Origin of the sequence: Okeania sp. SIO1H4 (assembly GCF_010672695.1) — a bacterium.
Taxonomy (GTDB): domain Bacteria; phylum Cyanobacteriota; class Cyanobacteriia; order Cyanobacteriales; family Microcoleaceae; genus Okeania; species Okeania hirsuta.
The window spans coordinates 390801-413647 of the sequence record NZ_JAAHGB010000007.1 but is presented as its reverse complement, the minus strand read 5'-3'; the positions used below and the strand labels follow the sequence as shown (position 1 = coordinate 413647).

The 22847-nt window shown below is 37.9% G+C and carries 21 protein-coding genes and 1 pseudogene; 11 read left to right on the top strand and 11 right to left on the bottom strand.

Annotated elements, in window-relative coordinates:
- Positions 1-482: 482 nt before the first annotated feature.
- Positions 483-647, bottom strand: a complete 165-nt coding sequence (locus F6K06_RS09175) for a hypothetical protein (protein ID WP_287240127.1) — start codon at positions 645-647, stop codon at positions 483-485.
- Positions 648-1078: 431 nt separating this feature from the next.
- Between F6K06_RS09175 and F6K06_RS09170 the strand changes: the two genes are divergently transcribed.
- Positions 1079-1549 carry a hypothetical protein gene (locus tag F6K06_RS09170; RefSeq protein ID WP_287240130.1) on the top strand — a complete coding sequence of 157 codons (471 nt, stop codon included), beginning with the start codon at positions 1079-1081 and terminating at the stop codon, positions 1547-1549.
- A 72-nt stretch (positions 1550-1621) separates the two neighbouring features.
- A pseudogene (locus tag F6K06_RS09165) lies at positions 1622-1798 on the top strand (DUF2059 domain-containing protein); the annotation flags it as partial.
- Positions 1799-2472: 674 nt separating this feature from the next.
- Here the strand turns inward: F6K06_RS09165 and F6K06_RS09160 are convergent.
- Positions 2473-4395: an AAA-like domain-containing protein gene (locus F6K06_RS09160; RefSeq protein ID WP_124155774.1), complete on the bottom strand. Its 1923-nt coding sequence runs from the start codon at positions 4393-4395 to the stop codon at positions 2473-2475.
- A 149-nt stretch (positions 4396-4544) separates the two neighbouring features.
- Here F6K06_RS09160 and F6K06_RS09155 point away from each other — a divergent pair, with 149 nt between their 5' ends.
- Entirely contained in the window at positions 4545-4667 is a 123-nt protein-coding gene (locus F6K06_RS09155; protein WP_275670358.1) for a hypothetical protein, read from the top strand.
- Between the two features lie 585 nt (positions 4668-5252).
- On the opposite strand, the gene F6K06_RS09150 is transcribed toward F6K06_RS09155, so the two are convergent.
- Both F6K06_RS09150 and F6K06_RS09145 read right to left on the bottom strand, forming a co-directional pair.
- The gene (locus F6K06_RS09150; protein ID WP_287240135.1) at positions 5253-5375 is read right to left on the bottom strand and encodes a hypothetical protein; all 123 of its coding nucleotides are present in this window, start codon (positions 5373-5375) and stop codon (positions 5253-5255) included.
- Positions 5376-5405: 30 nt separating this feature from the next.
- Complete coding sequence (locus F6K06_RS09145) at positions 5406-5933, bottom strand: DUF4330 domain-containing protein (protein ID WP_124143048.1); 528 nt, start codon at positions 5931-5933, stop codon at positions 5406-5408.
- A 1279-nt stretch (positions 5934-7212) separates the two neighbouring features.
- Between F6K06_RS09145 and F6K06_RS09140 the strand changes: the two genes are divergently transcribed.
- Entirely contained in the window at positions 7213-8067 is an 855-nt protein-coding gene (locus F6K06_RS09140; RefSeq protein ID WP_124155481.1) for a M48 family metallopeptidase, read from the top strand.
- Between the two features lie 514 nt (positions 8068-8581).
- Positions 8582-8734 carry a hypothetical protein gene (locus tag F6K06_RS09135; protein WP_161564307.1) on the top strand — a complete coding sequence of 51 codons (153 nt, stop codon included), beginning with the start codon at positions 8582-8584 and terminating at the stop codon, positions 8732-8734.
- 564 nt (positions 8735-9298) lie between these two features.
- Here F6K06_RS09135 and F6K06_RS09130 read toward each other — a convergent pair.
- The 5 genes from F6K06_RS09130 to F6K06_RS09110 all read right to left on the bottom strand — a co-directional run bounded on the left by F6K06_RS09130 (position 9299) and on the right by F6K06_RS09110 (position 14256).
- On the bottom strand, positions 9299-10111 hold the full coding sequence (locus tag F6K06_RS09130; protein WP_287240139.1) for a DNA-binding domain-containing protein: 813 nt from the start codon (positions 10109-10111) through the stop codon (positions 9299-9301).
- Between the two features lie 411 nt (positions 10112-10522).
- A complete protein-coding gene (locus F6K06_RS09125) occupies positions 10523-11422 on the bottom strand; it encodes a DUF692 domain-containing protein (protein WP_124155483.1) in 900 nt (299 codons plus the stop codon).
- A 421-nt stretch (positions 11423-11843) separates the two neighbouring features.
- Positions 11844-12116 (bottom strand): DUF2282 domain-containing protein, encoded by a 273-nt coding sequence (locus F6K06_RS09120; RefSeq protein ID WP_287240142.1) that lies wholly within the window; start codon positions 12114-12116, stop codon positions 11844-11846.
- Positions 12117-12493: 377 nt separating this feature from the next.
- Positions 12494-12763, bottom strand: coding sequence for a hypothetical protein (locus F6K06_RS09115; protein WP_124143053.1), 270 nt, complete (start codon positions 12761-12763; stop codon positions 12494-12496).
- 161 nt (positions 12764-12924) lie between these two features.
- Positions 12925-14256 carry a Rieske 2Fe-2S domain-containing protein gene (locus tag F6K06_RS09110; protein WP_287240145.1) on the bottom strand — a complete coding sequence of 444 codons (1332 nt, stop codon included), beginning with the start codon at positions 14254-14256 and terminating at the stop codon, positions 12925-12927.
- Between the two features lie 428 nt (positions 14257-14684).
- Here F6K06_RS09110 and F6K06_RS09105 point away from each other — a divergent pair, with 428 nt between their 5' ends.
- Together F6K06_RS09105 and F6K06_RS09100 are read left to right on the top strand one after the other, a co-directional pair.
- On the top strand, positions 14685-15557 hold the full coding sequence (locus F6K06_RS09105) for a DUF4437 domain-containing protein (RefSeq protein ID WP_287287884.1): 873 nt from the start codon (positions 14685-14687) through the stop codon (positions 15555-15557).
- Between the two features lie 208 nt (positions 15558-15765).
- A complete protein-coding gene (locus F6K06_RS09100) occupies positions 15766-16785 on the top strand; it encodes a zinc-binding alcohol dehydrogenase family protein (RefSeq protein ID WP_124155706.1) in 1020 nt (339 codons plus the stop codon).
- Positions 16786-17024: 239 nt separating this feature from the next.
- On the opposite strand, the gene F6K06_RS09095 is transcribed toward F6K06_RS09100, so the two are convergent.
- Entirely contained in the window at positions 17025-17822 is a 798-nt protein-coding gene (locus tag F6K06_RS09095) for an SDR family oxidoreductase (RefSeq protein WP_124155707.1), read from the bottom strand.
- A 158-nt stretch (positions 17823-17980) separates the two neighbouring features.
- Between F6K06_RS09095 and F6K06_RS09090 the strand changes: the two genes are divergently transcribed.
- From F6K06_RS09090 to F6K06_RS09080, 3 genes are all read left to right on the top strand, one after another.
- A complete protein-coding gene (locus tag F6K06_RS09090; RefSeq protein WP_287240151.1) occupies positions 17981-19453 on the top strand; it encodes an NAD(P)/FAD-dependent oxidoreductase in 1473 nt (490 codons plus the stop codon).
- Between the two features lie 398 nt (positions 19454-19851).
- A complete protein-coding gene (locus tag F6K06_RS09085) occupies positions 19852-19977 on the top strand; it encodes a hypothetical protein (RefSeq protein WP_287323216.1) in 126 nt (41 codons plus the stop codon).
- A gap of 447 nt (positions 19978-20424) precedes the next feature.
- On the top strand, positions 20425-20607 hold the full coding sequence (locus F6K06_RS09080) for a hypothetical protein (protein WP_192901338.1): 183 nt from the start codon (positions 20425-20427) through the stop codon (positions 20605-20607).
- A 9-nt stretch (positions 20608-20616) separates the two neighbouring features.
- Here the strand turns inward: F6K06_RS09080 and F6K06_RS09075 are convergent, their stop codons facing one another.
- Complete coding sequence (locus F6K06_RS09075) at positions 20617-21840, bottom strand: alpha/beta hydrolase (RefSeq protein WP_287240156.1); 1224 nt, start codon at positions 21838-21840, stop codon at positions 20617-20619.
- A gap of 43 nt (positions 21841-21883) precedes the next feature.
- Here F6K06_RS09075 and F6K06_RS09070 point away from each other — a divergent pair, with 43 nt between their 5' ends.
- Positions 21884-22831, top strand: coding sequence for an SDR family NAD(P)-dependent oxidoreductase (locus tag F6K06_RS09070; RefSeq protein ID WP_287240158.1), 948 nt, complete (start codon positions 21884-21886; stop codon positions 22829-22831).
- Positions 22832-22847 lie beyond the last annotated feature (16 nt).

The window sequence follows — 22847 nt, the reverse complement described above, 5'->3', positions numbered from 1 at the left end:
AGTGGATAGAAATTCCCACCCTAACCTGATAGCTCAAAGCTTTTAGTTGACAGCTAGTTATACCAATTTCATAAAATATTGCAAAGGGTGAGGACACACTTAACTGGGAACACCGGAGCTGGGAACAGAGAAAGAAAAACATAAATATTAAAGAGGAAAAAAGGTGGAAATTTTAGAATTTATGGAATTTATAATTTTTTCTTTTAAGAAGAAATCACAAATTAAGATGTAACTGCCTTTGCGTGAATTTGGTATTAAAGTATTAATCTTTAGATTTCCACCAATAGACTAAAGCATCATAGCAATATTGTATGAAATTGGTATAAGTTAGGGCTTGCTGATTAAATCTACAAGCATTGATATATAAAGAAAAGTGCCTTTTTGGGGTCGAAAAAAGTGCGCCTATTTCAGTCATTAACGCTCAAAAAGTTAGTATTTTAGGCGCATAGTTGGGCAGAAAAATCTAGGGACAATTCTTACTTCTACCTCCTCGCTCCCGACCCATTTCTCCTGTCTCCTGTCTTCCCCTCCTGGGAGGGGTTGGGGGTGGGTTGTCTCCTGTCTCCTACAAAGAGCAAAAAGACTTTCCATACGCAAGCCCTAGTTAGCTTGTTGAGTTTGGCGATCGCTCTACTCAAGCTACTCAAAGGTTAGCTCCGTCTCAATTTATTAGAGTATGATATTCATCAATCAGATATACCTATTTTTATTCTTTTTATTTTTATTCTTTTCTGTTTCCTAAAATATTGATAATTAAACCTTGCAAAAAAATCATTATGTTATAATTATTATACCAATTTCATAAAATATTGCAAAGGGTGAGGACACACTTAACTGGGAACACCGGAGCTGGGAACAGAGAAAGAAAAACATAAATATTAAAGAGGAAAAAAGGTGGAAATTTTAGAATTTATGGAATTTATATTTTTTTCTTTTAAGAAGAAATCACAAATTAAGATGTAACTGCCTTTGCGTGAATTTGGTATTAGAATCAAGAACAAAGAAAATATTGGAGTTAAGGCTTCATTTTTGATTATACGTCTACCTCTAATCAACTTAAATTAACTTAATTTGACTCATGTTAAAACAAATATTCCTAATTAGTTTAACTTCATCATTGTTTTTCCTAAATTCTGAAGTTTCTAACCCTCAAATTTTTCCTAATTATTCTGAATCTAATCTGAGAGTATCCCAGAAAACTTCTACAAGAAAACAACAACTGATCGATCGATATTTGGAACTTATAGGAGGCGAAAAAACATTTCAAGAAGTAATTCGAGCTATGTTGTCTCAAATGGAACAACAATTCAGTTCTATTTTAACTTCTGAATTAGTTGAAAATCAACAACTTTCTCCCGAAGAAAGGCAACAAATTACAAATAAGCTCAACCAAGAAACAACCAGTATTATCCGGAAATCTAATCAGATGTTTCTCGAACGTATTAGCTATCAACAAATTGTTGAAGAAGTTTACTATCCTATCTATGTTGAAGAAGGAGACAGGAGACAGGAGACAGGAGACAGGAGGAAAATTACATGGGGATTCTAACCCCAAGTAATTTTGAACACCGTGTAGACGGTGGGGTATTAAACCCACAAAGAAAATGATAAATATTTTACAGAAGAAGATTTGCAGACATTAATTGAATTTTATCAAACTCCAACCGGAAGAAAAACTATTGAACTTATGCCACAATTGTTTCAAGAATCTATGCAAAGAACAGCTCAGGTACTCAACCCAAAAATTAAGAGTGTTATGCAAGAGATTATTGCTGAGGAATTACAACGTATCAACTAATACCATTTCTCAAAAACTTTTCTACATTTTGTTGAGTAGGGAACCCACCCCTAACCCCTCCCAGGAGGGGAAGTAGAGGGGTGGGGGAGAAGTAAAAAGTAAGAATAATTCATATTAACTGGGCTATTTTTAGCAAAAAAGTGATTCTATCTGTTGTGATTAATTAATAACTGAAGTATTACCCAAGTATAGTGTTACTTTTAGGAATTGGTATAATACCATTTTGATAAATGTTTGCTACAAATAACTAGGGGATTTTTTAGGAGTCAGGAGTCAGGAGTCAGGAGTCGTATGGGAATTGCTTCAATACCACTTTTTAGGTTGGAAATCATCTTTTTTGTCAAAGGGATGTCTCCTGAAAATTATTTTTATCCCTCTTACTATTCGTAACATTCTTTTTTCAAAATGGTATATTGAAGAAGGAGACAGGAGACAGGAGACAGGAGACAGGAGGAAAATTACTTATGGATAGTCAACGAAGGGCCGCTCCGCGTCTACGCTCCCCCAAGTAATTTTGAACACCCCCGTTGACGGTGGGGTATTAAATCCACAAAGAAAATGATAAACTAAAGTCCCATCATTGAGTTTTTACTTCCTAATTCTTCTGACTTTTGATTTATAACTTATAATTTTAATTTCCGTGAAACGGTATAACCCTCTTCCTTCTTCCTTCTTCAAAAATGAACTCGAAAATATTCTTTATATAAACTACACAAAGGCACCACAGCATTTCCCCGAAATTTAACTAATCCCATACTCCGCAATTTAAAAGCCTCAATTGTACCAATTTCCACAGGAGTTTTTGCATTAACAACTTTTGTCATTGCCTTCTGTAAAGTTTCATCTTTTTGCAAGTTCAACAAATGTGGATGTAAGTGATTATAGTAAGGTCCTTCATCAGTTGCTGCCAGTTCTAAAAGTCGTTCTAAAGTAATTTTTCCACTAGCAATTTGATAAAGTGCTAGACGTACTAAATAAGGATGGCCTCCTAACATTTCCATTAGTTTTTCAGACCAATTTAAAGACCATTTTAAACCATGTATTTCTACTAAATATTTTACCTGTTCTAAATTAAATTCTGGCAACTCAATTCCTAATCCCACATTGAAGGGAGACTGATTAATATTCAGAGGAATATAAACCTCCTTAGAATGAACAATTATTAATCGTAATCTTTGCCAATCAGGATTATTTTTACCTTGTTCGTGCCAAGCTCTTAATAAGGCAAAAAAATCTGTTGCTAGACCGGGATTTTGGAAAATTTTGTCAACTTCATCTAATCCTAAAACTATGGGAGCTTTAATTTCAGCGAGCAAATATTTATCAAAATATTTTGTACACCTTTTTTTCACTCCTAAGACTTTTTTCCAATATTTATCTAACTGTTCTTCTAAACCCAATTTGTCGCTAATACTTGCACAAAACCACTGCAAAAATTTGTCTAAGTTTTCGATAAATTCCGTATCTATAGTTTGAAAATTTAGATCAACTATTCGATGACCTTGCTGACTAGAATGAGCTAAAATTCGGGATAATAAAGAACTTTTTCCCATTTGTCGAGGCGCTTTAATTCTAATTAATGCGTTGGGTTTAACAATAGCTTGAAAACATTCTGATTCGATAGGCGATCGCTCAATATAAAAAGGAGAATTTAAAGGAACTTGACCAGAAGGTAGTTCTATATCAGAAATAGGTATATCAGTAGGAGTGTCTATTGAGTTTGCGTAGCATATATTATGTTTTTTCACTCTTATTAAATTTGATGTAATATTCGATAATTCTGCCAAAGCAACTTTAGCGTCTAGGTAGCGTAGAGGCCAGTGAATATTCACCATTTTTATGAAAAAACTAACTAACTCATCACTGACATCGGAAGAGGAAAAGAGTTTTTTACAGTCTATTTCTCCATAGCTATTTAGGGGAAATAGTTGGGGAGGTTTTCCTGTTAAAGCTTGAATTGCAGTTACTCCAACAGCATAAATATCGCTAGCAAATTGGGGTCTACCTTGTAGTTGTTCTATAGGCATATAACCACGAGTTCCAATGGTAATAGTGCTAGTAAATTCCCCATACTTACCAACTACTATTGTACTAACTTCTTTAACTGCTCCAAAATCAATTAATACTAATTTCCCACCAGTTTCTCGCCTCATAATATTTGCCGGTTTTATATCCCGATGAATTACATTATTTTGATGAACAAAACTCAGTAATTCCAGAATATCCGTTAAAAAATTGATGATTTGAAATTCACTCCAATAGGAATTCATTTCTCTAGTTAAATCGTGACCTACTATCAGTTCTTGAACTAGGAAAAATTCTCCTTCATCTTCAAAATAAGCATATAAAGTTGGGATTTGAGCATGGCAACCTAATTTTTTTAAAATCCTACCTTCTTGCTCAAATAACCTCTGAACTTCTAAACTTTTTTGTGTCGGTTTTAGCCTCTTAACAACACATTTTGGTTTGGGAATTTCCGGCATATCTAAATCTTCTGCAATATAAGTTTCACCAAATCCACCACCTGTGCCTAATTTTTCAATAATTTGATAACGTTGATGTAGAATTTTTCCGATAAGAGAATTATTTTTAGACATAAGTAAATACTTTGATCAAAACTTTAATTATTTTCAGAAAGAAGAAGGAAGAAGTAAGAAGGAGGAAGGCATTTAGTTATCTCGGAGATCAGGTGGATTATTGATATTTGATTATTTCTCCTGGGAAGTGCTAACCAAACAGCTATTCCTTGAAGAAGGAGACAGGAGACAGGAGACAGGAGACAGGAGGAAAATTACATGGGGATTCGCTCCCCCAAGTAATTTTGAACACGACCGTTGACGGTGGGGTATTAAACCCACAAAGAAAATGATAAATTAAGAGTAGTAATAACGACTACTATAGATAAATTTTACTCTAAATTTTTTAGGTATCCTAGAAATTTGTTAATCAAGCGATCGCTTTCTTCTTTTATACTCATAGTTTTGGTCATTTTTCCAGAAAATTTAGATGCCTTTTCTGTCTATTATTACCCCTTAATATCTGTATTCTATTTTTTAGCTTGCTTGTTCATTCCATCGAGACTTTAATTGTAGTGATTTTCAAATAGATAGACTACAGTGGCCAAAGTATTTTCCTACTCCCTCTCTTGGTGCGCTACCAGATGCGTCTGTCACCGACGCGGGGTCGCACCGCTACTCCCTAACTCAAAAGAATTTTGTAGTTACTAAAATGGGTAGTCCTGCATGGTAATGGTGAGGATATATATTTTTTAATTTTTCTCACACTCCCCATCCCCCATCTCCCCACACTTCTTTGACCATTACTATGCACCACCACCCTAAAATGAATTGCGCTGTAAAATTATCTTTTTATTTTTGGTTTAATACCCCACCCTCTACAGGGTGTTAACAATTAATTGGTTGGGGTTATAAGACACGGAGTGGCGTGTCGAAGACTATCCCCATCCATTTTTTCTTCCTTCTTCCTTCTTCCTTCTTCCTTCTTCCTTCTTCCTTCTTCCTTCTTCCTTCTTCAAGGTGTATTTTGCACAGGCCAGATATTTTGTGGAACAAAACACACCCTATTAGACTTCTATAAAATCAGAAAATTACTCTCTTACTCGCACATCAATCACACTAGCATTAAAATTATAATCCGCACCCTCCAACTCAATTGTCATACCAATTTTTACCTTAATATTTCCTAATACAGGACCATCATCAGTCACTCTACCTTTACCTTCCAAAGTTAATAAAAGATTCCGACTAAAAAGTTCTTTATCTCTAGGATCTGGCAAAGCTTTGACTGAGCCATCAGGCTGAGGAACTGCCACTTTTCGAGTCATAAATTCCACAGATTTTAGGTCAACTTTTCCATAAGGTTGATTTCTAATAATTAATTGAGTTTTCTCTCCTTCCCTTAATAATTTTTCAGGGTTCCGTCCTTTTAAACCTAAAGCAATAGCATCTACTTCCATTGGTTTAGTAATAATATTACCCACTTGAGCAACAGAAGTTTTATTAGTACCAGGAACGATAAATATTCCCAGTAATACCATTAAAATTATTAACACAGCGCCCACATCTAAGACACTGACTTTACCAAATAATCGTCCTTGAGAATCGAGAATTTTCATAATTTCATCAACTAATAATTACAAGTGATATTGGGTATCATTTATTGCCATTCTTTTGTCGATAACCAGGATGGTTAGGTAATAGACATCTCCTCCACGCATAGGGAGTAGGCAGCTTTGCTGTAGACATTAGGGAACCCACCCCTCGCCCCTCCCCCTCCCAGGAGGGGAAATAACTGATAATTTATGTGTGATAATTGATTTGATTTTGGATTTTTACCAGATTTCTAATACACATAATTTTCATTTAGAAAATCTCTTCTTAAAGATATTACCACTTAATATCATGTTTAGCCAAGCACCAATAATAGAGTTTTGTAATTGTACATTTAACACAATAAATATCATTAAAATTTGCCAGCGTAACGATAAATAAAGATTTGTATATCTGTAATTAAATTGACTTTAATAACGTGGTAAATTGTAAATTTTAGGTAATACTTATATATTTTTTTCGACGAAAATTTTATTTTCAAAATAAGTTCAATGTAAGCATTTCCTGCGGAATGCTGCGCAAACAGCTTTTTAATGAATGAAGCAAACATTCGTTTTTCTACTACATTCTCAACTAAAGATTCATACTATTAAGCTTTGATAAAAAAGCAATTTTATCCTTTAAAGCTGATAACGCAGTTCCGACCATAGGAGCCTAGCTGAAGTCCACATTTCCTCGGATAAGAGGCTAGCTGACTGCTGAATGCTTACAGTTAAATGGATGAAGATAAGGAGGTTTTTTATTAGCTAAACTCCCTTATCTTCGGTAGTAAAATCAAATTTTAGCTTTGCGGAAAAGCTATCAATAACTTTTGTAGTGAATGACAACAACAACCAAATATCATTCACTAATTTATTTGTAATAGCAGTTGAAGGAAAAATTAGGACAAATAGCAGTCGAAGGAAAGGTTAGGACAAATCAAAATATTAAAATTAAGGCAACGTCAGATTTTTCCTTCTTCCTTCTTTAATTCTTTCTTCTGCTATAGCAATGTGCGCTGGCATATTTACAAATTGCAGGAATTGTCCAATAGCTAAAAGTCTTATATTATCAGCAATTTATTCCCCCTATTGCCTTCCGGAGCTGTTGCCTGTTGCCTGCGCACAGCGCTATAACTGACCGGTGACAAAATCCTAAAACAATTACAAATCAAAAATGATTGACTTTTAACTTTTGAATGCATGACTGTCTTGAGTGCGTCTTACATTCTGAGGTTTCCTCAGAATTACGCACTCGCTCTTAACTTCCACGTAGCGGCACTAGTACCTTTTAATCTAAAAGCTCATGTTGAAAAAACTATCTCTAATTACTCGTTCTTCCTTTCGTCAAGTATCATACCCATTAATATCTGTAATGGTCGCTGCTAGTTTATGTGCAGGTACAGCATCTCCCAGTCAAGCTATTCCCTGGGGAGAATTAATTTTCCAGAGTATTCAGATGATTCAAATTTCTAACCTGTCTGACCGCCAAGAAGTTGAACTTGGTAAACAAATTAATCAACAATTATTAAAACAGAGAAATCTTAAAATTTATCGCGATCGCGCAGCTAACGAATATATTAATAGAATTGGCCAAAGATTGGCTACTGCCAGTCCCCGTCCAGACATTCCCTATACTTTTCAAGTAGTAGAGGATGACAGTATAAATGCTTTTGCCACTATGGGAGGTTTTGTCTATATCAATACTGGTTTAATGAAAGCTGCAGAGAACGAAGCAGAATTAGCTAGTGTTGTTTCTCACGAAATTGCCCATATTGCTAGTCGTCATGCAGTAAAACAGTTACGTCAGACATTATTGGCCCAGGGTTTAGCTACTGCAGCAGGTGTAGATGATAGTGTTGCTGTCCAAGTTGGGGTAGAATTAGCATTACGGCGGCCTAAAAGTAGGGAGGCAGAATTTGAAGCGGATGCAATAGGTATTGAAACATTAGGTAGAGCGGGATATGCTCAGTATGGTGCAATTACATTTATGGAAAAATTGCTAAAAAAAGGTTCTCCACCATCTTTTCTTAGCACTCATCCCGCAACATCAGCGAGGATCGAGCAAATGAAACAAATGATTGATCCGGAATTTGCTTACAATGGTGATGGGTTGGATGATAGACGTTATCAGGTTATTGTAAGTCAATTAATTCCGTAGTTAAAATTCACTGAAAAATTGGGTCTGAAATGTAAGCATTTCCTGCGGAATGCTGCGCAAACAGCAGTCAGCTACAGCTATCAGCTATTAATTTATTGCCTTGAGAGCAGGAATTAGTATTAAAAAATTCAAGGAGAATTATAAAATATGGGAAAAAAACTGACCTTGACCTTAGCAGTGTATATACATTATCTATGAAACAGCTAAAAGCTGACCGCTAATAGCTGAATGCTTACTCTGAAATTTCCCCCTTCTAGGGGAATTTTTTCATTTTAGGGAATAGGGAATAGGGAGCAAGGGGAAATTTGTTGGTGCAGCATTCCGCACGAAAATAATATTCTCGCTTCAACAGTTATATACAGCAGATTTCAGGTAAATGAGGTACACATAAGAATGGTAAAGTGTTTCCAGTGCGGGCATCTTGCCCGCGACTGATGTATCTTACTAATATGAAATACGTTTTCATTAATCGATAATGGATAATTGATAATTAGGGTTTGCTGAATAAAGTCTGTTGGTGGGGGTAGGAGACAGGAGACAGGAGACAACCCACCCCTCGCCCCTCCCCCTCCCAGGAGGGGAAGACAGGAGAAATGGGGATGAGCGAGGAGGTAGTAGTAAAAATTGTAAGAGTGATTTTTCTGCCATAATCATCCCAAAATACTAGCATGCATGAGCTTTTTAGACCGAAAAGCTTGCACTTTTTAAAGACAAAAAAAGGCAGCAAACCAATATCAGTCAATGCTTTGATATTTAATCAGCAAGCCCTAATTACCTCTGGTTAAAACCGTTACGGAATTGAATATAAGGAAATATTATTTCTTTTCTTGGTTGATTGGATATGGCGAGGAGACCCGTTCTTGCAGACCCGCTCCGAAGATCGCCATTCCACCCTTCGGGAAGCTACGAAGATCGACCGCTGTCTTGGTTGATTGGATATGGCGAGGAGACCTCGCCATCCCTCAACCGCTTTTTTCCCCTTAAAAGGGTCGGCTTTAAACCTGAATTATTTAATTATTAATTATTAATTATTCGGTAATTTTTACTATGGCTAATTAATGAGACTTGATATTAGATAATTATATCTATTATTTTGACTTTTTATAGTAGTCGAAGGAAAGGTTAGGACACCTCAAAAGCTTAAAACTCAAACAACATAATATTTTTCCTTCTTCCTTCTTTCTTCTTCCTTCTTCCTTCTGCTATACCTATTTTTTTCTTCAATATCTGTTTATTCATCCTTCTTCCCTCTTCCCTCTTCCTTCTTAACACAAAAATTATCAATCCAACCTCGCTGTACAAACAATGGAAGTAATGAACCCACATCAACTTGAGGTTCAATATCAGCGACTTTTTCGCAAACAATTTCAAATGGATAATTCCCTTGAAAAATCTTTAGTAATTCCCATTCTTCATTATTGGGTAAATCAATTCGCATATCATAACCCTGTCGCCACAAAAATATTTTTACTCCACCTTCATCTAGACTTACCGTTTTATCATCTTGATAATCTGGTTGATTGACTTGCCAAATTCTATGAATAGGATAAATAGACTCTAATAAAACACTATTTTTCGGTAAATACAAAATCAAATCTCCCCATTTTTCTTGAGGAATTTCACCCAAAGCTTGAAAATCTAAACCCTTTGTATCTTCACCACAAAAAACTCGATGCCAATGCCATTCTAAACGTGCTATATCTGGCAGATATGCTAAATGTTTTACTGGTTCAAAATCTGTCAGGAAATCTGCAAACTGTTCCCCATAATCTCCTAAATCAGGTGATAAACAAGGAAACTGATTAATAAATTTTAATGCCATTGCTTCAAAAAACTTTTCTCCTACTAACTGGCATAACACAGGATAAATTGACATTAATGTATTACTCAAATTTCCAACAACATTACCCCTGTAAATTGCCAAACTTTCCGCAGGTGTTAAATTATTTGGTGCCTTAATATGTTTGCTTAATTCTTCTATACTAATACTGTCTTTTTTCCATACAGCTTGCAGAAATAAATTTTGTAGATTAATATTTTCCATTACCAAATAATTAATAATTAGGGTTTGCGCTCAAAAGTCTTTTAGTAGGGGTAGGAGACAGGAGACAGGAGACAGGAGACAGGAGACAGGAGACAGGAGAAATGGGAATGAGCGAGGAGATAGGAGCAAGAATTGTAAGAATGATTTTTCTGCCCAACTATGAGCCTAAAATACTAAATTTTTGAGCATGAATAGCTGAAAAATTTGCACTTTTTTATACCAAAAAAAAGCTAAAGTTTTTATATGTAAATGCTTTTAGATTTAATCAGCAAGCTCTAATTAAATAATTAAATAATTCAGCTTAAAAGCCTCCCCTTGAAAGGGAAAAAAATAAATTTTTTCCTTAAGGGTCAATCTTCTCCCTAAAAGGGAGAGGTAATTATCCATTATCCATTATCCATTATCCATTAATCAACTGACCTTTTGTAATAATTTTTCAGCTTTATTTGCTTCTGCCATTAACACTTCAAAACTTGGAATATCTGTATCCCATTCTATTAAAGTAGGTACACTACCAAACCTTACCAAGGCTTCTTCATACAACTCCCAAACTGGAGGATGTACAGGATAACCGTGAGTATCTAATAGATAATTTTCCTTTTCTTCATAACCTGCCAAATGAATTTGTTTAACCCTTGTTGGTGGGATGCCATCCAGATATTTTAGAGGGTCAATTCCATTATTTATAGCATTAACATAAAGATTATTTATATCCAGAAGTAAGTAACAGTCAGCTTTTTTTACTAATCCCTCAATAAACTCCCATTCCGACATAGTTGAATCTGTAAAAGTTAAATATGGAGAAGGATTTTCAATCAAAATTTGCCTACCTAAAAATTCTTGTACTTGTAGGATACGCGATGCCACAAAATCCATCACCTTTTCTGTATAAACCAGCGGAATTAAATCGTTAAGATAGTGACCACTGACAGATATCCAAGATAAATGGTCAGAAATAAAATCTGGTTCAACTTTTGCTGCTAAATTTTTTAGGCGAGTTAAATAATCTAAATCTAATGGGTCTGTTGAACCCAAAGACATTCCTACTCCATGTAAAGTAACAGGATAATCTTGACGAATTTTTTCTAAATAAAATAGTGGTAAACCACCAGCACATAAATAGTTATCTGATAAAACTTCAAACCAATTTACTTTCGGTTTTTGAGTCAGAATATATTGATAGTGGAGCGAACGTAAAGCAATTCCTGAACCTTGAATTGAGGAGGACTGAATACAGGGTAAATATCCCTTGCTTTGCCACTTTGGATTAACATCAAATTCTAGTTTTTGAGATTGTATTTTGGTTGTCATAAACTGTTTTTATTTAAGAATAAATAAGGAAGAAGGAAAAAGGAAGAAGGAAGAAAGAAGAAGGTAAAACCGAAGAACGGGAAAAGTTGATTGGGCTGAAAAGTTGTCGCCCCACATCTACAAACCCCAATTGAGTGCATCTCATATTTGTAAAAATACTTTTTTCCTATTCCCTATTCCCTATTGCCTAAAAGCAATAAATTTTTGGCTTTATTCTTGCATTGAGATGTACCCATAAAAAAATATGGCATTTTTTAATTATAAGCTAATTTGACGAGAGATAGAAATAAAGAAAGAGATACTTTATATAAAATATTTTTCCCTTCTCAATTCTATTAACCTCAAATCATAACTTTATTAAAAAATACCACAAACAATTTTTGTAATAATAATTTAACTTTTTAGTTAATATGTAGCGAGTCTATTTCTTAAGAGTTGCACCAACAATTTTTTCACAAGTACCTTCTGGAACATAAATCCACTCGTTAGGATCTCCACTTACTGTTGACTGACCTGAACAGCTATGGCCATTAGCACCACAATCATTCATACCTTTTCTAACAATACCAGCACATTTTTCCATACCTTCTTTGCCAGCAAGAGCTTCCTGACTATTACCAAAAGTGGTAAGACCAACAGCTAAGACACCAGTTATTGCACTAGCTACAACTAATTTTTTGTTGATGTTTTTCATAATATTATTTTCTCCAATTAATTTAGTTCAACCTTACACTTATAAAGTATTCAGTATCCATATTAACATAGTCTATGAAAAATCTGAGATTCACCTGAGAAAGTGGTAAGGGTTTAGTGAGTATTTTTTTGCACTAATATCGGGTCATTCCTACACCAGTTCAGAACTTACTTAACTCCTATTTCTCATCAGATAAAGTTTTCTTAATTTATCATAAATTATTAGATAATTTATTCTTATTTATCCTCTACTTTCTATTCAATAAAATAAAATTCTCATTCCTGGCTTTTAGGTTAATTAAATTGATGATATTAGTTGAACTCATAGACATCTCCAAAAATTAAAAATCAAAGCAATTATTATCTATAAATTGTCAATTATTTATCCCTGTTCCCTATTCCCTCTTTTCTAGATATTTCTATTAAATAATTTGCGATTATCCTAGCTTCTACTTCGTAGCATGGATAGTGAACGCACTCGCGCGGAATCTCGACGTGTTTGGCAACTGCTGCTCCTCCATCCAATTGCGATCGCGGTACAAACCAAATCTGGTCCCCAGGTACAGTTCCCTCAATAGTATTGAGATTGAGATCGAGGGATTTAGTGTTTTGATAGGGGGTCTTGTTGGGAAGAGCGACAGAATTCATAGATTTCCTCTGTGGAAGTTATTTTAAACCATTTTAATTCAGAACATTTAATATCACAAAATGAGTAATTTTGCAAGATATTTATCAGACTTATTTAGTGACTATCTAAATTAATATTTGTATCTTATTATCACAGATTGTTGCATACTTTTGAAAGCAATTCATTTTTTAGCATGGATATAATCAACAAAGTAAAATTGAGGAATTAACCACAATTTCAACCAAGCATAAACTCCCATTCCTAAAAGTGCAGTAATTACTAAAGGTAAACCGACTTTGATACGCAACTCATCTGGAAAAATAGCAACTCCAGACACAATAATTATGAAATAAGTTATCAGGAAAATTTGTAATCTTTGTAGATTTTTCAATGCTTGCCGACAACTTCTACAATGCTGAGTATGTTGTTGATAACGATCCAATATAAAAGCACGATTATTATTTATTAGTGAGTTATTTGGTATGCTAATTCCTACTTTACTCCAAGGTAGTTGACCATCACAATATTTATCAAACCAGTTCCTAAATTCAATTACTAAACGGTCTGCACTTGTAGGTAACTTGTAAGCTGTTTTCCAACTTTCACTTAATTGTTTTTGTTGAAGTAAATGCTCTTGTTGACTTAATATAATCATATCTCCATCGATAACTAAATTACGAGTTTGAATATGATCCCACCAACGCGGTGTCAGTCGATGAATTGTTTTAGCAAAATTCCTGGGAAACTGAGCAACAATTCTAGATTTACCAGGGGATACAGGCAAACAATAAGTAACAAGTCCTATTTTTTTTCCACTGCCACCAATACTAATTTCATACTCTAAACGACAAGGTGGTTCAAAAGTAATTTTTGTCGGCAAATTTCCAGGACTAGAAACTTCAATTAAATCAATAGTAGATTCCACAATTTCCATAACTATTGGTCCAGCTTTTTCTCTATTCCCCTGAACCCCGTGATGAGCAAAAGGAACATGACTAGGATCTGCTACATTTTCTACTAAAGTTTGCCAATCATATTCGAGATCGCGGACATAAGAAGACCACACAAAACCCTTCTCAGCATCTATTTGTGGTGATAATGGTAAGGGTGTAGTATCAGCTAAGTCTGCTGTTTTCGCATCAGGCCAAACCCATAGTAAATCATTTTCTTGACGCACTGGTAAGGCAGTTACACAGAAATTTCTTTGATTTTTGGCAATAATTTCAGGATTTTCAGCTTGGGGAATATGAGTACAGATACCTTGAGAATCAAATTGCCAACCATGATAACTACACATTAAATTACCAGTTTTATCATCAACACGACCCTCACTTAAGGGTGCTAGACGGTGAGGACAAACATCTAAAAATACCTGGTAATTCTCAGAATATCTTGGCTTCCAGATAACTAAACGTATTCCCAGCAGAGTGACGGGAACTGGGATTTCTGGATCTAGGTCTTCAATAGGTGAAAGAGGATACCAGTGCTGAAAAAAGTTAAATTCGGTTTGCATTGTATTTTAGGTAGTCAGTTATCAGTACCTCTGCAATAAGGAGGCTTGAAATATCGAATATTCTGTTCTCTTGGTCGATTAGATATGGCGTTCCCTTCAGGATCGGAGGGAAGGGAAACCCACTCTCGCAGAGCCACTCCAATTTTACCTTTCCTGTCGAATCCTATGCAAACGCATAGTTCTAGTTTATGATTGTATTTTGGCAAAAATAGTTTGCATTCTTAGCTATTTTATTGTATAATATAGCACAAATAAACTGCTTTACCATCCAAATTTATTCTATTACTTGATACAGACGAGGACTCATCAGATTTTAAATTCATCTGCTCGGTTCCGCAGTCTCTCATGGAAATCATAATTTGCTCCAGAGTAAGACTGTAATGGTGATTGGGTAGTCTGACGCTCTTGGAGAAATTAAAATGATCAAAATGAAGAACATAAGAACGTTTCTATTACTCGCACTAGCACTTATAAGCATCGTAATCGTCGCTTATACTAGCTCCCAGGTCACATCCCAAACCATAGAGCTGGAATCAGCAGCCAAGCCAACCTCCGAGGTCGTCTTAAGGTCCGAAGTCCAGTGGGGACCGCTCAACCCCGCCCGCGGCGACCAAAGCCCGAGGGCTGGTACCCTTTGGGGCGATCGCACTAGCTCCGGGCCTTCAGGCTTCCTCGTAGAGTTTGTGGACGGCTTCTCGTCGCCACCTCACATTCACAATATCACCTACCGTGGAGTGGCCATTAGCGGCACAGTTCACAACGATGACCCGAATGCCGAGAAGATGTGGCTGCCGACGGGTTCTTTCTGGACACAGCCAGCCGGAGGTGTGCACATTACCGCTGCCGAGGGCAGCAACAACCTGGCATACATAGAGATCGATGAGGGGCCGTATCTCGTCCTTCCTACTGAGGAGGCGTTTTCTAGCGATGACAAGCCGATTAATGTGGACCCATCGAACATTGTTTGGATCGATCAGCCCGGAATGCCTGCCTCTGCCAATGGACAAAAGGTAGCTTTTCTTTGGGGCAACCCGCAGGACGATCAATTATACGGAAGTTTTGTCAAGCTACCTGCTGGGTTTACTGGAAAGATACGTAGCCACGGCTCGACATTCCATGCTGTGGTAATCCAGGGTCAACCACAGTACCAAGTGACGAGTGAGACCGATCTCAAGACCTTGGTGCCGGGCAGTTATTTCACCTTGAAGGAAGAGTCGGTGCATCAAGTCTCGTCTAAAGCAACAGAGGAGAGCATCATCTATATACGCACGAATGGCAAGTTCGACGTTATTCCGGCGTAGTCCAAGAAGTAACCTCGCCCGATCCTAATAAGCTAGCTAATATAGCACTACGCATTAAGGTTAAGACATTTACCCATCCTGTTCGCGGAGCGTTTCCGCACCGAAAACCCTTTGACAGTCTACTGTTCCCTGTTCCCTATTCCCTATTCCCTATTCCCTATTCCCTAGCGCGTAGCGCCATAATATTTAAAATTTGGAGGTAAAAACTATGAAAGCAGTAGGTTTAACTCAATATTTACCGATTAACAACGAAAATAGTCTATTAGACGTTGAAATTCCTAAACCCACAGCTAAAGGCAAAGATTTATTGGTACAGGTTAAAGCAATTTCTGTTAACCCAGTAGATACTAAAGTCCGCGCACCTAAAGATAAAGTTGAATCCGAACCCCGCATTCTTGGTTGGGATGCAGCAGGTATCGTGGTAGAAGTTGGAGAAGCAGTAACAGAATTCCAACCTGGAGACGAGGTTTATTATGCAGGAGATATTACTCGTCCTGGTAGCAACAGCGAATTTCATTTAGTGGATGCCAGAATTGTTGGTCGCAAACCCCAGAATTTAGATTTTGCTCATGCAGCAGCTTTTCCTCTTACTGGTATCACTGCTTGGGAAGCTCTATTTGAAAGATTGAATATTGATCAAAAAGGAGCAGATGCGGGTAAATCAATTTTAATTATCAATGGTGCAGGGGGAGTTGGTTCTATTGCGATTCAAATAGCGAAAAAGTTAGCCAAGCTGAATGTTATTGCTACAGCTTCTCGTCCTGAAACTATCGCTTGGTGTCAAAAACTTGGTGCTGATGAGGTGGTCAATCATCGCAATAATCTTGCGGAAGAAATTGATAAAGTTGGTTATCAAAATGTCGATTATATTCTGTGCTTGAATGACACCGATGGTCACTGGCAAGCTATGACTAAAGCGATTAAACCCCAAGGCACGATCTGTTCCATTGTCGAAAACGAACAACCGCTAGATATGAATACTTTGAAGAGTAAGAGTGCTGGCTTTGTTTGGGAATTTATGTTTACTCGCTCCATGTATCAAACAGAAGATATGGCAGAGCAAAGCAATTTACTTAATGAGTTGAGTCAACTGATCGAAGATGGTGTAATTGTTACAACTTGCAATGAGGTAGTCAAACCGATCGATGCTAAAAATCTACGGGATGTTCATCAACGTCTTGAAAAGGGTAGAACTATTGGAAAAATTGTTTTAGCTGAATGGAATTAATTTTTAACTAGCTATCAGCTATCAGCTTTCAGGTATAACACTAGGATTGACACATAACTACCAGATATTGTAAGGGTTAACGGCCGTTAACCCTTACAAATGCTGTATAATACCAAATTGATAAATGTTTGCTACAAATATCTAGGGTATTTCTTAGGAGTCAACCCACCCCTAACCCCTCCTGACTTAACCATTCTATAACTGTTTAACCAGATTTGATATTAGATTGTCTTTTGATTTCAAATCAATCGATCGCTAATCCAATCAACCAACCCAGGGAAATACTGCTTGAAAATATGCAAACTTTGAGCTGCTCCATCGGGAAATACATGAAGTTGGTTACGAACAATGGCTTTAATTGTTTTTTCCATTACTTTAGCTGGATTAGTTGCGAAGCGTTCAGGAAAACCTTCCTTGCCTTGAGCTAGCGTTCCATAACGTTCCGAGAGAAGAATAGGGGTACGACTGAAAAAGGGATAAACAACAGTGACTTTAACATTATAGCTTTTTACTTCATTAAAAAGTCCTTCACTAAAACCACGCAAGCCAAATTTACTGCTGGAATAGTGAGCCATTCCCCCAGCACCTATCCAACCTGCTAGAGAAGAAATATTGACAATGTGTCCTTTTTGGCGCTCGATCATCCCTGCAGCAAAAAGAGAACTCAACCGCATTGGTGCTAGTAAATTGACCTGCATCAACCGTTCCCATTTATCAGGGGGAACTTCGTCCATCCGACCAAATAATCCTATTCCCGCATTATTAATTAAAATATCAATGGGTATATCTAATGCTTTAACTCGATCGTAGAGATTCAAGCAGCCTTCGCGGTGAGAAAGATCGCTCTCAATACAAGAAATTATTTTCCCTGTAGTGATTTCGCTGGTTATTTTAGAAGCTTGCTCATCTAGAGAATCTTGTTTGATATCGCTCAGGACTAAATGGCTGCCAGCTTGTAATAACTGGCGCGTAAGTTCCTGGCCAAAACCCCCTGTGGCACCAGTCAGGACTACTGTAGCGTGATTTAGTTCGGTCATCTGATTTGGTTGTATGATAACTCACTTATATTGACGTGCTTAATTCTAAGGTAAGACAGTTAGCTGTATATATTTTTTTTCGCGTAGAAGATTTAGAATGTAAAAAACAGTGAGGTGAGCGGGTTCGCAGCCAAATAAGAAGAGAGGAGAATTAAATCATGTCCACGAAACACTTTGATATTGCAATTGTCGGAGCTGGACTTTCTGGTATCGCAGCCGCTTACTATCTACAGCTCAAGTGTCCCAGCAAAAACTACATCATTCTGGAAGGTAGAGACTCAATGGGCGGAACTTGGGACTTCTTCCGTTATCCAGGCATCCGCTCCGATAGTGATATGTATACCCTGGGTTATAGCTTTAAGCCCTGGCCCAAAGCCAAATCTATTGCTGACGGGCCATCAATTTTGAAATATATTCAGGAAACAGCCTCCGAGAACGGCATTGACAAACACATTCGCTATAGTCTCCTGGTGAAGAAAGCTAGTTGGTCAAGCGATCGCGCTGTCTGGACAGTTGAAACTGAATGCAAGAAGACGGCTGAGACCCTTCTCTTTAGCTGCAACTTCCTTCTAATGTGTTCTGGGTATTACAGTTACAAAGAGGGTTATACACCTAAATTCAAAGGGATGGAGTCCTTCAAGGGGGAAATAGTTCATCCACAGGATTGGCCAGAAAACCTCAACTATCGCGATCAGAAAGTGGTTGTCATTGGCTCTGGGGCTACTGCAATTACCCTAATCCCGGAAATTGCAAAGGATGCAAAACACGTAGTAATGTTGCAGCGATCGCCTACTTATGTTGTCTCAAACTCTGAGTCTGATGTGCTTGCCAATCTCTTAAACAAGTTCATGCCCAAAAAGCTGGCTTATGCTATACTTCGTTGGAAGTATATCCAACGCCAACAATTACTTTACCGTGCTACGCGCACGAAACCTGAGAAGGTTAAGCAGAAACTGCTCGAGCTGGTCCGCAAAGAACTTGGAGATGACTACGATGTCGAGACTCATTTCACCCCACGCTACAACCCTTGGGACCAGCGCCTTTGTCTCGCACCGAACGGCGATTTATTTGAGGCAATCAAGTCAGGTAATGCCTCCGTCATCACTGATATAATTGAGACCTTCACTGAGAAGGGTATACTCCTGAAATCGGGCAAAGAGTTAGAAGCTGACCTCATTGTTACAGCGACAGGGCTAAACATGATTATACTCGGTGGCGTGCAATTCAGTGTAGACAACCAGGCAATTGAATTTCCGAATGCCTATACTTATAAGGGTATGATGTATTCGGATATACCGAACCTGGTCTCGGTCTTTGGCTACATCAATGCTTCCTGGACTCTGCGTGCCGAACTCGTGGCGGAATATGTGTGTCGGTTGGTTAACTACATGGACAAGATGGGATTTCGTCAGTGTACGCCACGTTTGCGCGATCGAGATGGGAATATGCAAGGACGATCTTTAATCAAAGATTTTTCTTCTGGCTATATCCAGCGGGTGATGCACTTATTCCCGAAGCAGGGTGACTGCGAACCCTGGTTCTACCCGCAGAACTACCAGCGTGACAAGAAAATGATTCGTCATGGGGCACTTGAAGATGGTGCGTTGATATTTAGCAACAAGGAAACATAACTTTAACGCCCCTACAGAATTTATTTTTGTAATGGGGATGCGTGAGCAACTCTCCAAAAATATTGCGCCTTAAAAGGCGGGGTTGCACGACCCATATTATCAGGAATTACGCACCAAGCGCCATATATTGTAGGGGCGAATGGCATTCGCACCCTACTGATAGCGTACTGTCTAAGAATTTGCGTAAGTCCTGATCTTATCTGGATAATTAGTTATTGTATGATGAGAGGAGTCAGGAGTCAGGAGTCAGAAAGGATGAGAGTTGGAGTGATCTGGGGATATTCCGGCATTTTATGTCTGCATTGAATGGAAGTAGAAAGTGCGATAACTGTATAACCGGATTTTATATTAGACCCATATTATTTTGATAAATCATATCATGTCCGGTAGCATCGGTCTTGTATAGCAAAGGTAAGGAAGAAGAAAGAGGGAAGAGGGAAGAAGGCTACCCTCGCAAGAAAAAAACCATCATTTCCTGTAGATATTCACCCTTGGGTTTACACAAACGATATAAACGGACATGATATCAGGACTTACGCAAAGGCACTATGTATAGAGTCCAATGACTATTGGACAATAGTTTTGAGGGCTATATATAGCGTATCTGCGTAAGTCCTAAAATGATTATTATTATCAAACGCGAAAAATCAATATTTTAGACAGGGTCTTACAGCGGTTTTCATTTGGGTAAACCACAGTAGGAGCGATTTCCTACGGAATGCTCCTAATTACGCGAATCGCCCCTACAAGATTTTGCTTGTGAAGATGTGGTTCATCAAGAGTGAAAAGCGTTGTAATAGTTGAAACCATTATCCCACAATGGTTTTGAAGCTATTTTCATATCAAGTCCGTTGAATTCGGTATAAAAAAATGTTCCATCTTCAACCATTACCAAATATTTCTCAAGCTCCCCATCTCCCCTACTCCCCCAGGGTGAATTTATTGTCACGCCTAGAAAAAAAGAGGAGGGGGTGGGGAGTGTGGGAGGTGTGGGGAGTGTGGGAGGTGTGGGGAGTGTGGGAGGTGTGGGGAGTGTGGGGAGTGTAGAAAGCACAGGAACTCAACAAAAAATAGGGTTGCAAATATTCTCGCTACGACAAAGAATTAGCCCTGCCCTACTCCCCTACTTCCCTACTCCCCTACTCCCCATCTAATTACGGATTCTATATCACCCCGTGAAGCACAGATGCTAAAAAGCGTTCGGTATAATACAAAGCAAGCTGATTGCTAATCCCAGGAAAAACTGCGTCAAAGGAGTGTTCTGCCCAGGGGATTTCTAAAAAAATAGCCTGGTTGCCAGTTGCTCGCAGTTGATTGTATAAAACTCGTCCAAACTTAGGTTCTACGATATGGTCGCGACCTGCATAAACCAGTAAAGAAGGGGGAAGAGCAGGTCTAACATAACTTTTGGGAGAAGCTTTTTGATACAGTTCTAAGAGTTCGTCTGGTGTTCCTCCCAAAAAATCCCGCAGGACAGTATTTATATTGATAGGATTGGGAAAAGGTAGATTGCGGAACTGTTCTATTAAGTCACTAGGTGCGTAGTAACTTACCACTGCTCGAAAAGGCATAGCACCTTGCTCGTAAGCAGCCAGAGTTGCTAAATGGCCTCCTGCTGAACGACCCATTATCGCTATGCGTTCAATATCTACTTCCAAATTATCCGCATGGGCTTGAATATACTGCAAGGCTGCTCGTACATCTTCGAGTTGAGCGGGAAATTTATACTTGGGTGCATGGCGGTAATCAATAGCTATTACTGAGTAGCCTTGAGCTGCTATGTAACAACTAAACCTCTCATAATTATCAGGACTGCCTTGTCTCCAAGCTCCACCGTAGACAATTACCACAGTAGGAAAGTTCTGCAACTTTTGTGTAACTAAAGGCTGGTAAACATTTAGTTTGAGGTCTACTCCATCGGGACTGGCAAAGACAATACCTCTTTGAGTCTGAACTTCCTTTTTAGGAAGCCCACGAAAAACATCTGCAAGGACAAATGGTTGGGGACGCATTTGGGCTTTTAAGTCTTCAGGAACACTTTGTAAATAGTCTGTTCCCAAAACCGTCTCCATCTCAACAGCAAAGTTAGTGTTGGTAGTAGCTAGCTGGCTCAGTGGAAGTAAACTTAATATTAGGCCAAGTAAGCTACAGATGAAGATGAGAGCAGACCACCAAGTTTTGTGAACAAAAACTGTTAGTATCAGCGCAAGCAGATTCAGGCAAATCAGCCAAGGGCTAATTTCTGGAGTTGCCACTGCCAAAGGTAAAAGAAAAGAATTCGGAGCAGGAACTACAATCCAGAGACTGAAAAAAAGTCCTAATATACTCAATAGCAACGGAACTAACCACCAGAACTGTAAAATCTCTGATAAGTTTGGTTGAAGCATCGTTTTTCGCTAAACTGTATTTGGTAAACTATAGTAAGTAATTATGACAGACCTGAAAGGTAAAGTAGCATTGGTTACAGGAGCAACGCGGGGTATAGGTAAGGGCATTGCAATAGGTTTAGGTGAGGCCGGTGCTACTATCTATATTACAGGTCGTAGTCTCGAAAAACCTTGTGTTAATGATGGCGTTTCCGGTACTCTCCAGGAAACACAGTTAGCTATTGAAAAAGCTGGTGGTAAGTGTATTCCCGTTCAAGTAGATCATGCGGATGACGAGCAAGTACGGTTACTCTTTGAGCGCATTGAAAATGAACAACAGGGGCAACTCCATATATTAGTGAACAATGTCTTCTCAGGAGTAAAGGCCATTAGAGATGCCTACGGTCGGCCATTCTGGAAATCTGAACCTAGTCTTTGGGATCTGGTTAATAATGTCGGTCTTCGCAGTCACTATATTAGCAGTGTATTTGCTGCCCGAATGATGGCTCCTCGTGGGGGGGGAATTATCTTTACTATCTCTTCCTGGGGTAGTATGTCTTATCTATTTGGTGCTGCTTATGGTGCGGGTAAGGCAGCAAGCGATCGCCTGGCAGCAGATATGGCAGTAGAGTTAAAAGCAGATAATATTGCTTCTATATCTATTTGGCCGGGGATTGTCGGTACAGAGCATATAATTAATTTTACCAATCAATTGAGTCAAAGTAATACTGTAGATATTTTTGGCGATCGTGAAAATTGGGAAACTCCTTTGTTTACAGGTAGAGTTATTGCGAATCTGGCTGCTGAACCAAGTATTATGAGTCATACGGGTAAGGTGCGGATTGTTGCTGAACTTGCTGAAAAATATAATATTGTAGATGAGAATGGTAATTGTCCTATATCTCTACGTTCCCTTCGTTTTTTAATTCCTTTTACTGTTCCTGCACTGAGAAAATATGCGTGGTTAATACCAAATTTCAAAATCCCTTGGTTTTTATTGCTATGGGGCTAACTACTGAAGCCGAATA

What these genes read in the sequence shown, in the direction of transcription:
- F6K06_RS09110 (WP_287240145.1), bottom strand. Translation starts at nt 14,256, where the DNA reads ATGCAAACCGAATTTAACTTTTTTCAGCACTGGTATCCTCTTTCACCT.
- F6K06_RS09100 (WP_124155706.1), top strand. Translation starts at nt 15,766, where the DNA reads ATGAAAGCAGTAGGTTTAACTCAATATTTACCGATTAACAACGAAAAT.
- F6K06_RS09070 (WP_287240158.1), top strand. Translation starts at nt 21,884, where the DNA reads ATGACAGACCTGAAAGGTAAAGTAGCATTGGTTACAGGAGCAACGCGG.
- F6K06_RS09130 (WP_287240139.1), bottom strand. Translation starts at nt 10,111, where the DNA reads ATGGAAAATATTAATCTACAAAATTTATTTCTGCAAGCTGTATGGAAA.
- F6K06_RS09105 (WP_287287884.1), top strand. Translation starts at nt 14,685, where the DNA reads ATGAAGAACATAAGAACGTTTCTATTACTCGCACTAGCACTTATAAGC.
- F6K06_RS09140 (WP_124155481.1), top strand. Translation starts at nt 7,213, where the DNA reads ATGTTGAAAAAACTATCTCTAATTACTCGTTCTTCCTTTCGTCAAGTA.
- F6K06_RS09090 (WP_287240151.1), top strand. Translation starts at nt 17,981, where the DNA reads ATGTCCACGAAACACTTTGATATTGCAATTGTCGGAGCTGGACTTTCT.
- F6K06_RS09145 (WP_124143048.1), bottom strand. Translation starts at nt 5,933, where the DNA reads ATGAAAATTCTCGATTCTCAAGGACGATTATTTGGTAAAGTCAGTGTC.
- F6K06_RS09115 (WP_124143053.1), bottom strand. Translation starts at nt 12,763, where the DNA reads ATGAATTCTGTCGCTCTTCCCAACAAGACCCCCTATCAAAACACTAAA.
- F6K06_RS09120 (WP_287240142.1), bottom strand. Translation starts at nt 12,116, where the DNA reads ATGAAAAACATCAACAAAAAATTAGTTGTAGCTAGTGCAATAACTGGT.
- F6K06_RS09125 (WP_124155483.1), bottom strand. Translation starts at nt 11,422, where the DNA reads ATGACAACCAAAATACAATCTCAAAAACTAGAATTTGATGTTAATCCA.
- F6K06_RS09170 (WP_287240130.1), top strand. Translation starts at nt 1,079, where the DNA reads ATGTTAAAACAAATATTCCTAATTAGTTTAACTTCATCATTGTTTTTC.
- F6K06_RS09160 (WP_124155774.1), bottom strand. Translation starts at nt 4,395, where the DNA reads ATGTCTAAAAATAATTCTCTTATCGGAAAAATTCTACATCAACGTTAT.
- F6K06_RS09075 (WP_287240156.1), bottom strand. Translation starts at nt 21,840, where the DNA reads ATGCTTCAACCAAACTTATCAGAGATTTTACAGTTCTGGTGGTTAGTT.
- F6K06_RS09095 (WP_124155707.1), bottom strand. Translation starts at nt 17,822, where the DNA reads ATGACCGAACTAAATCACGCTACAGTAGTCCTGACTGGTGCCACAGGG.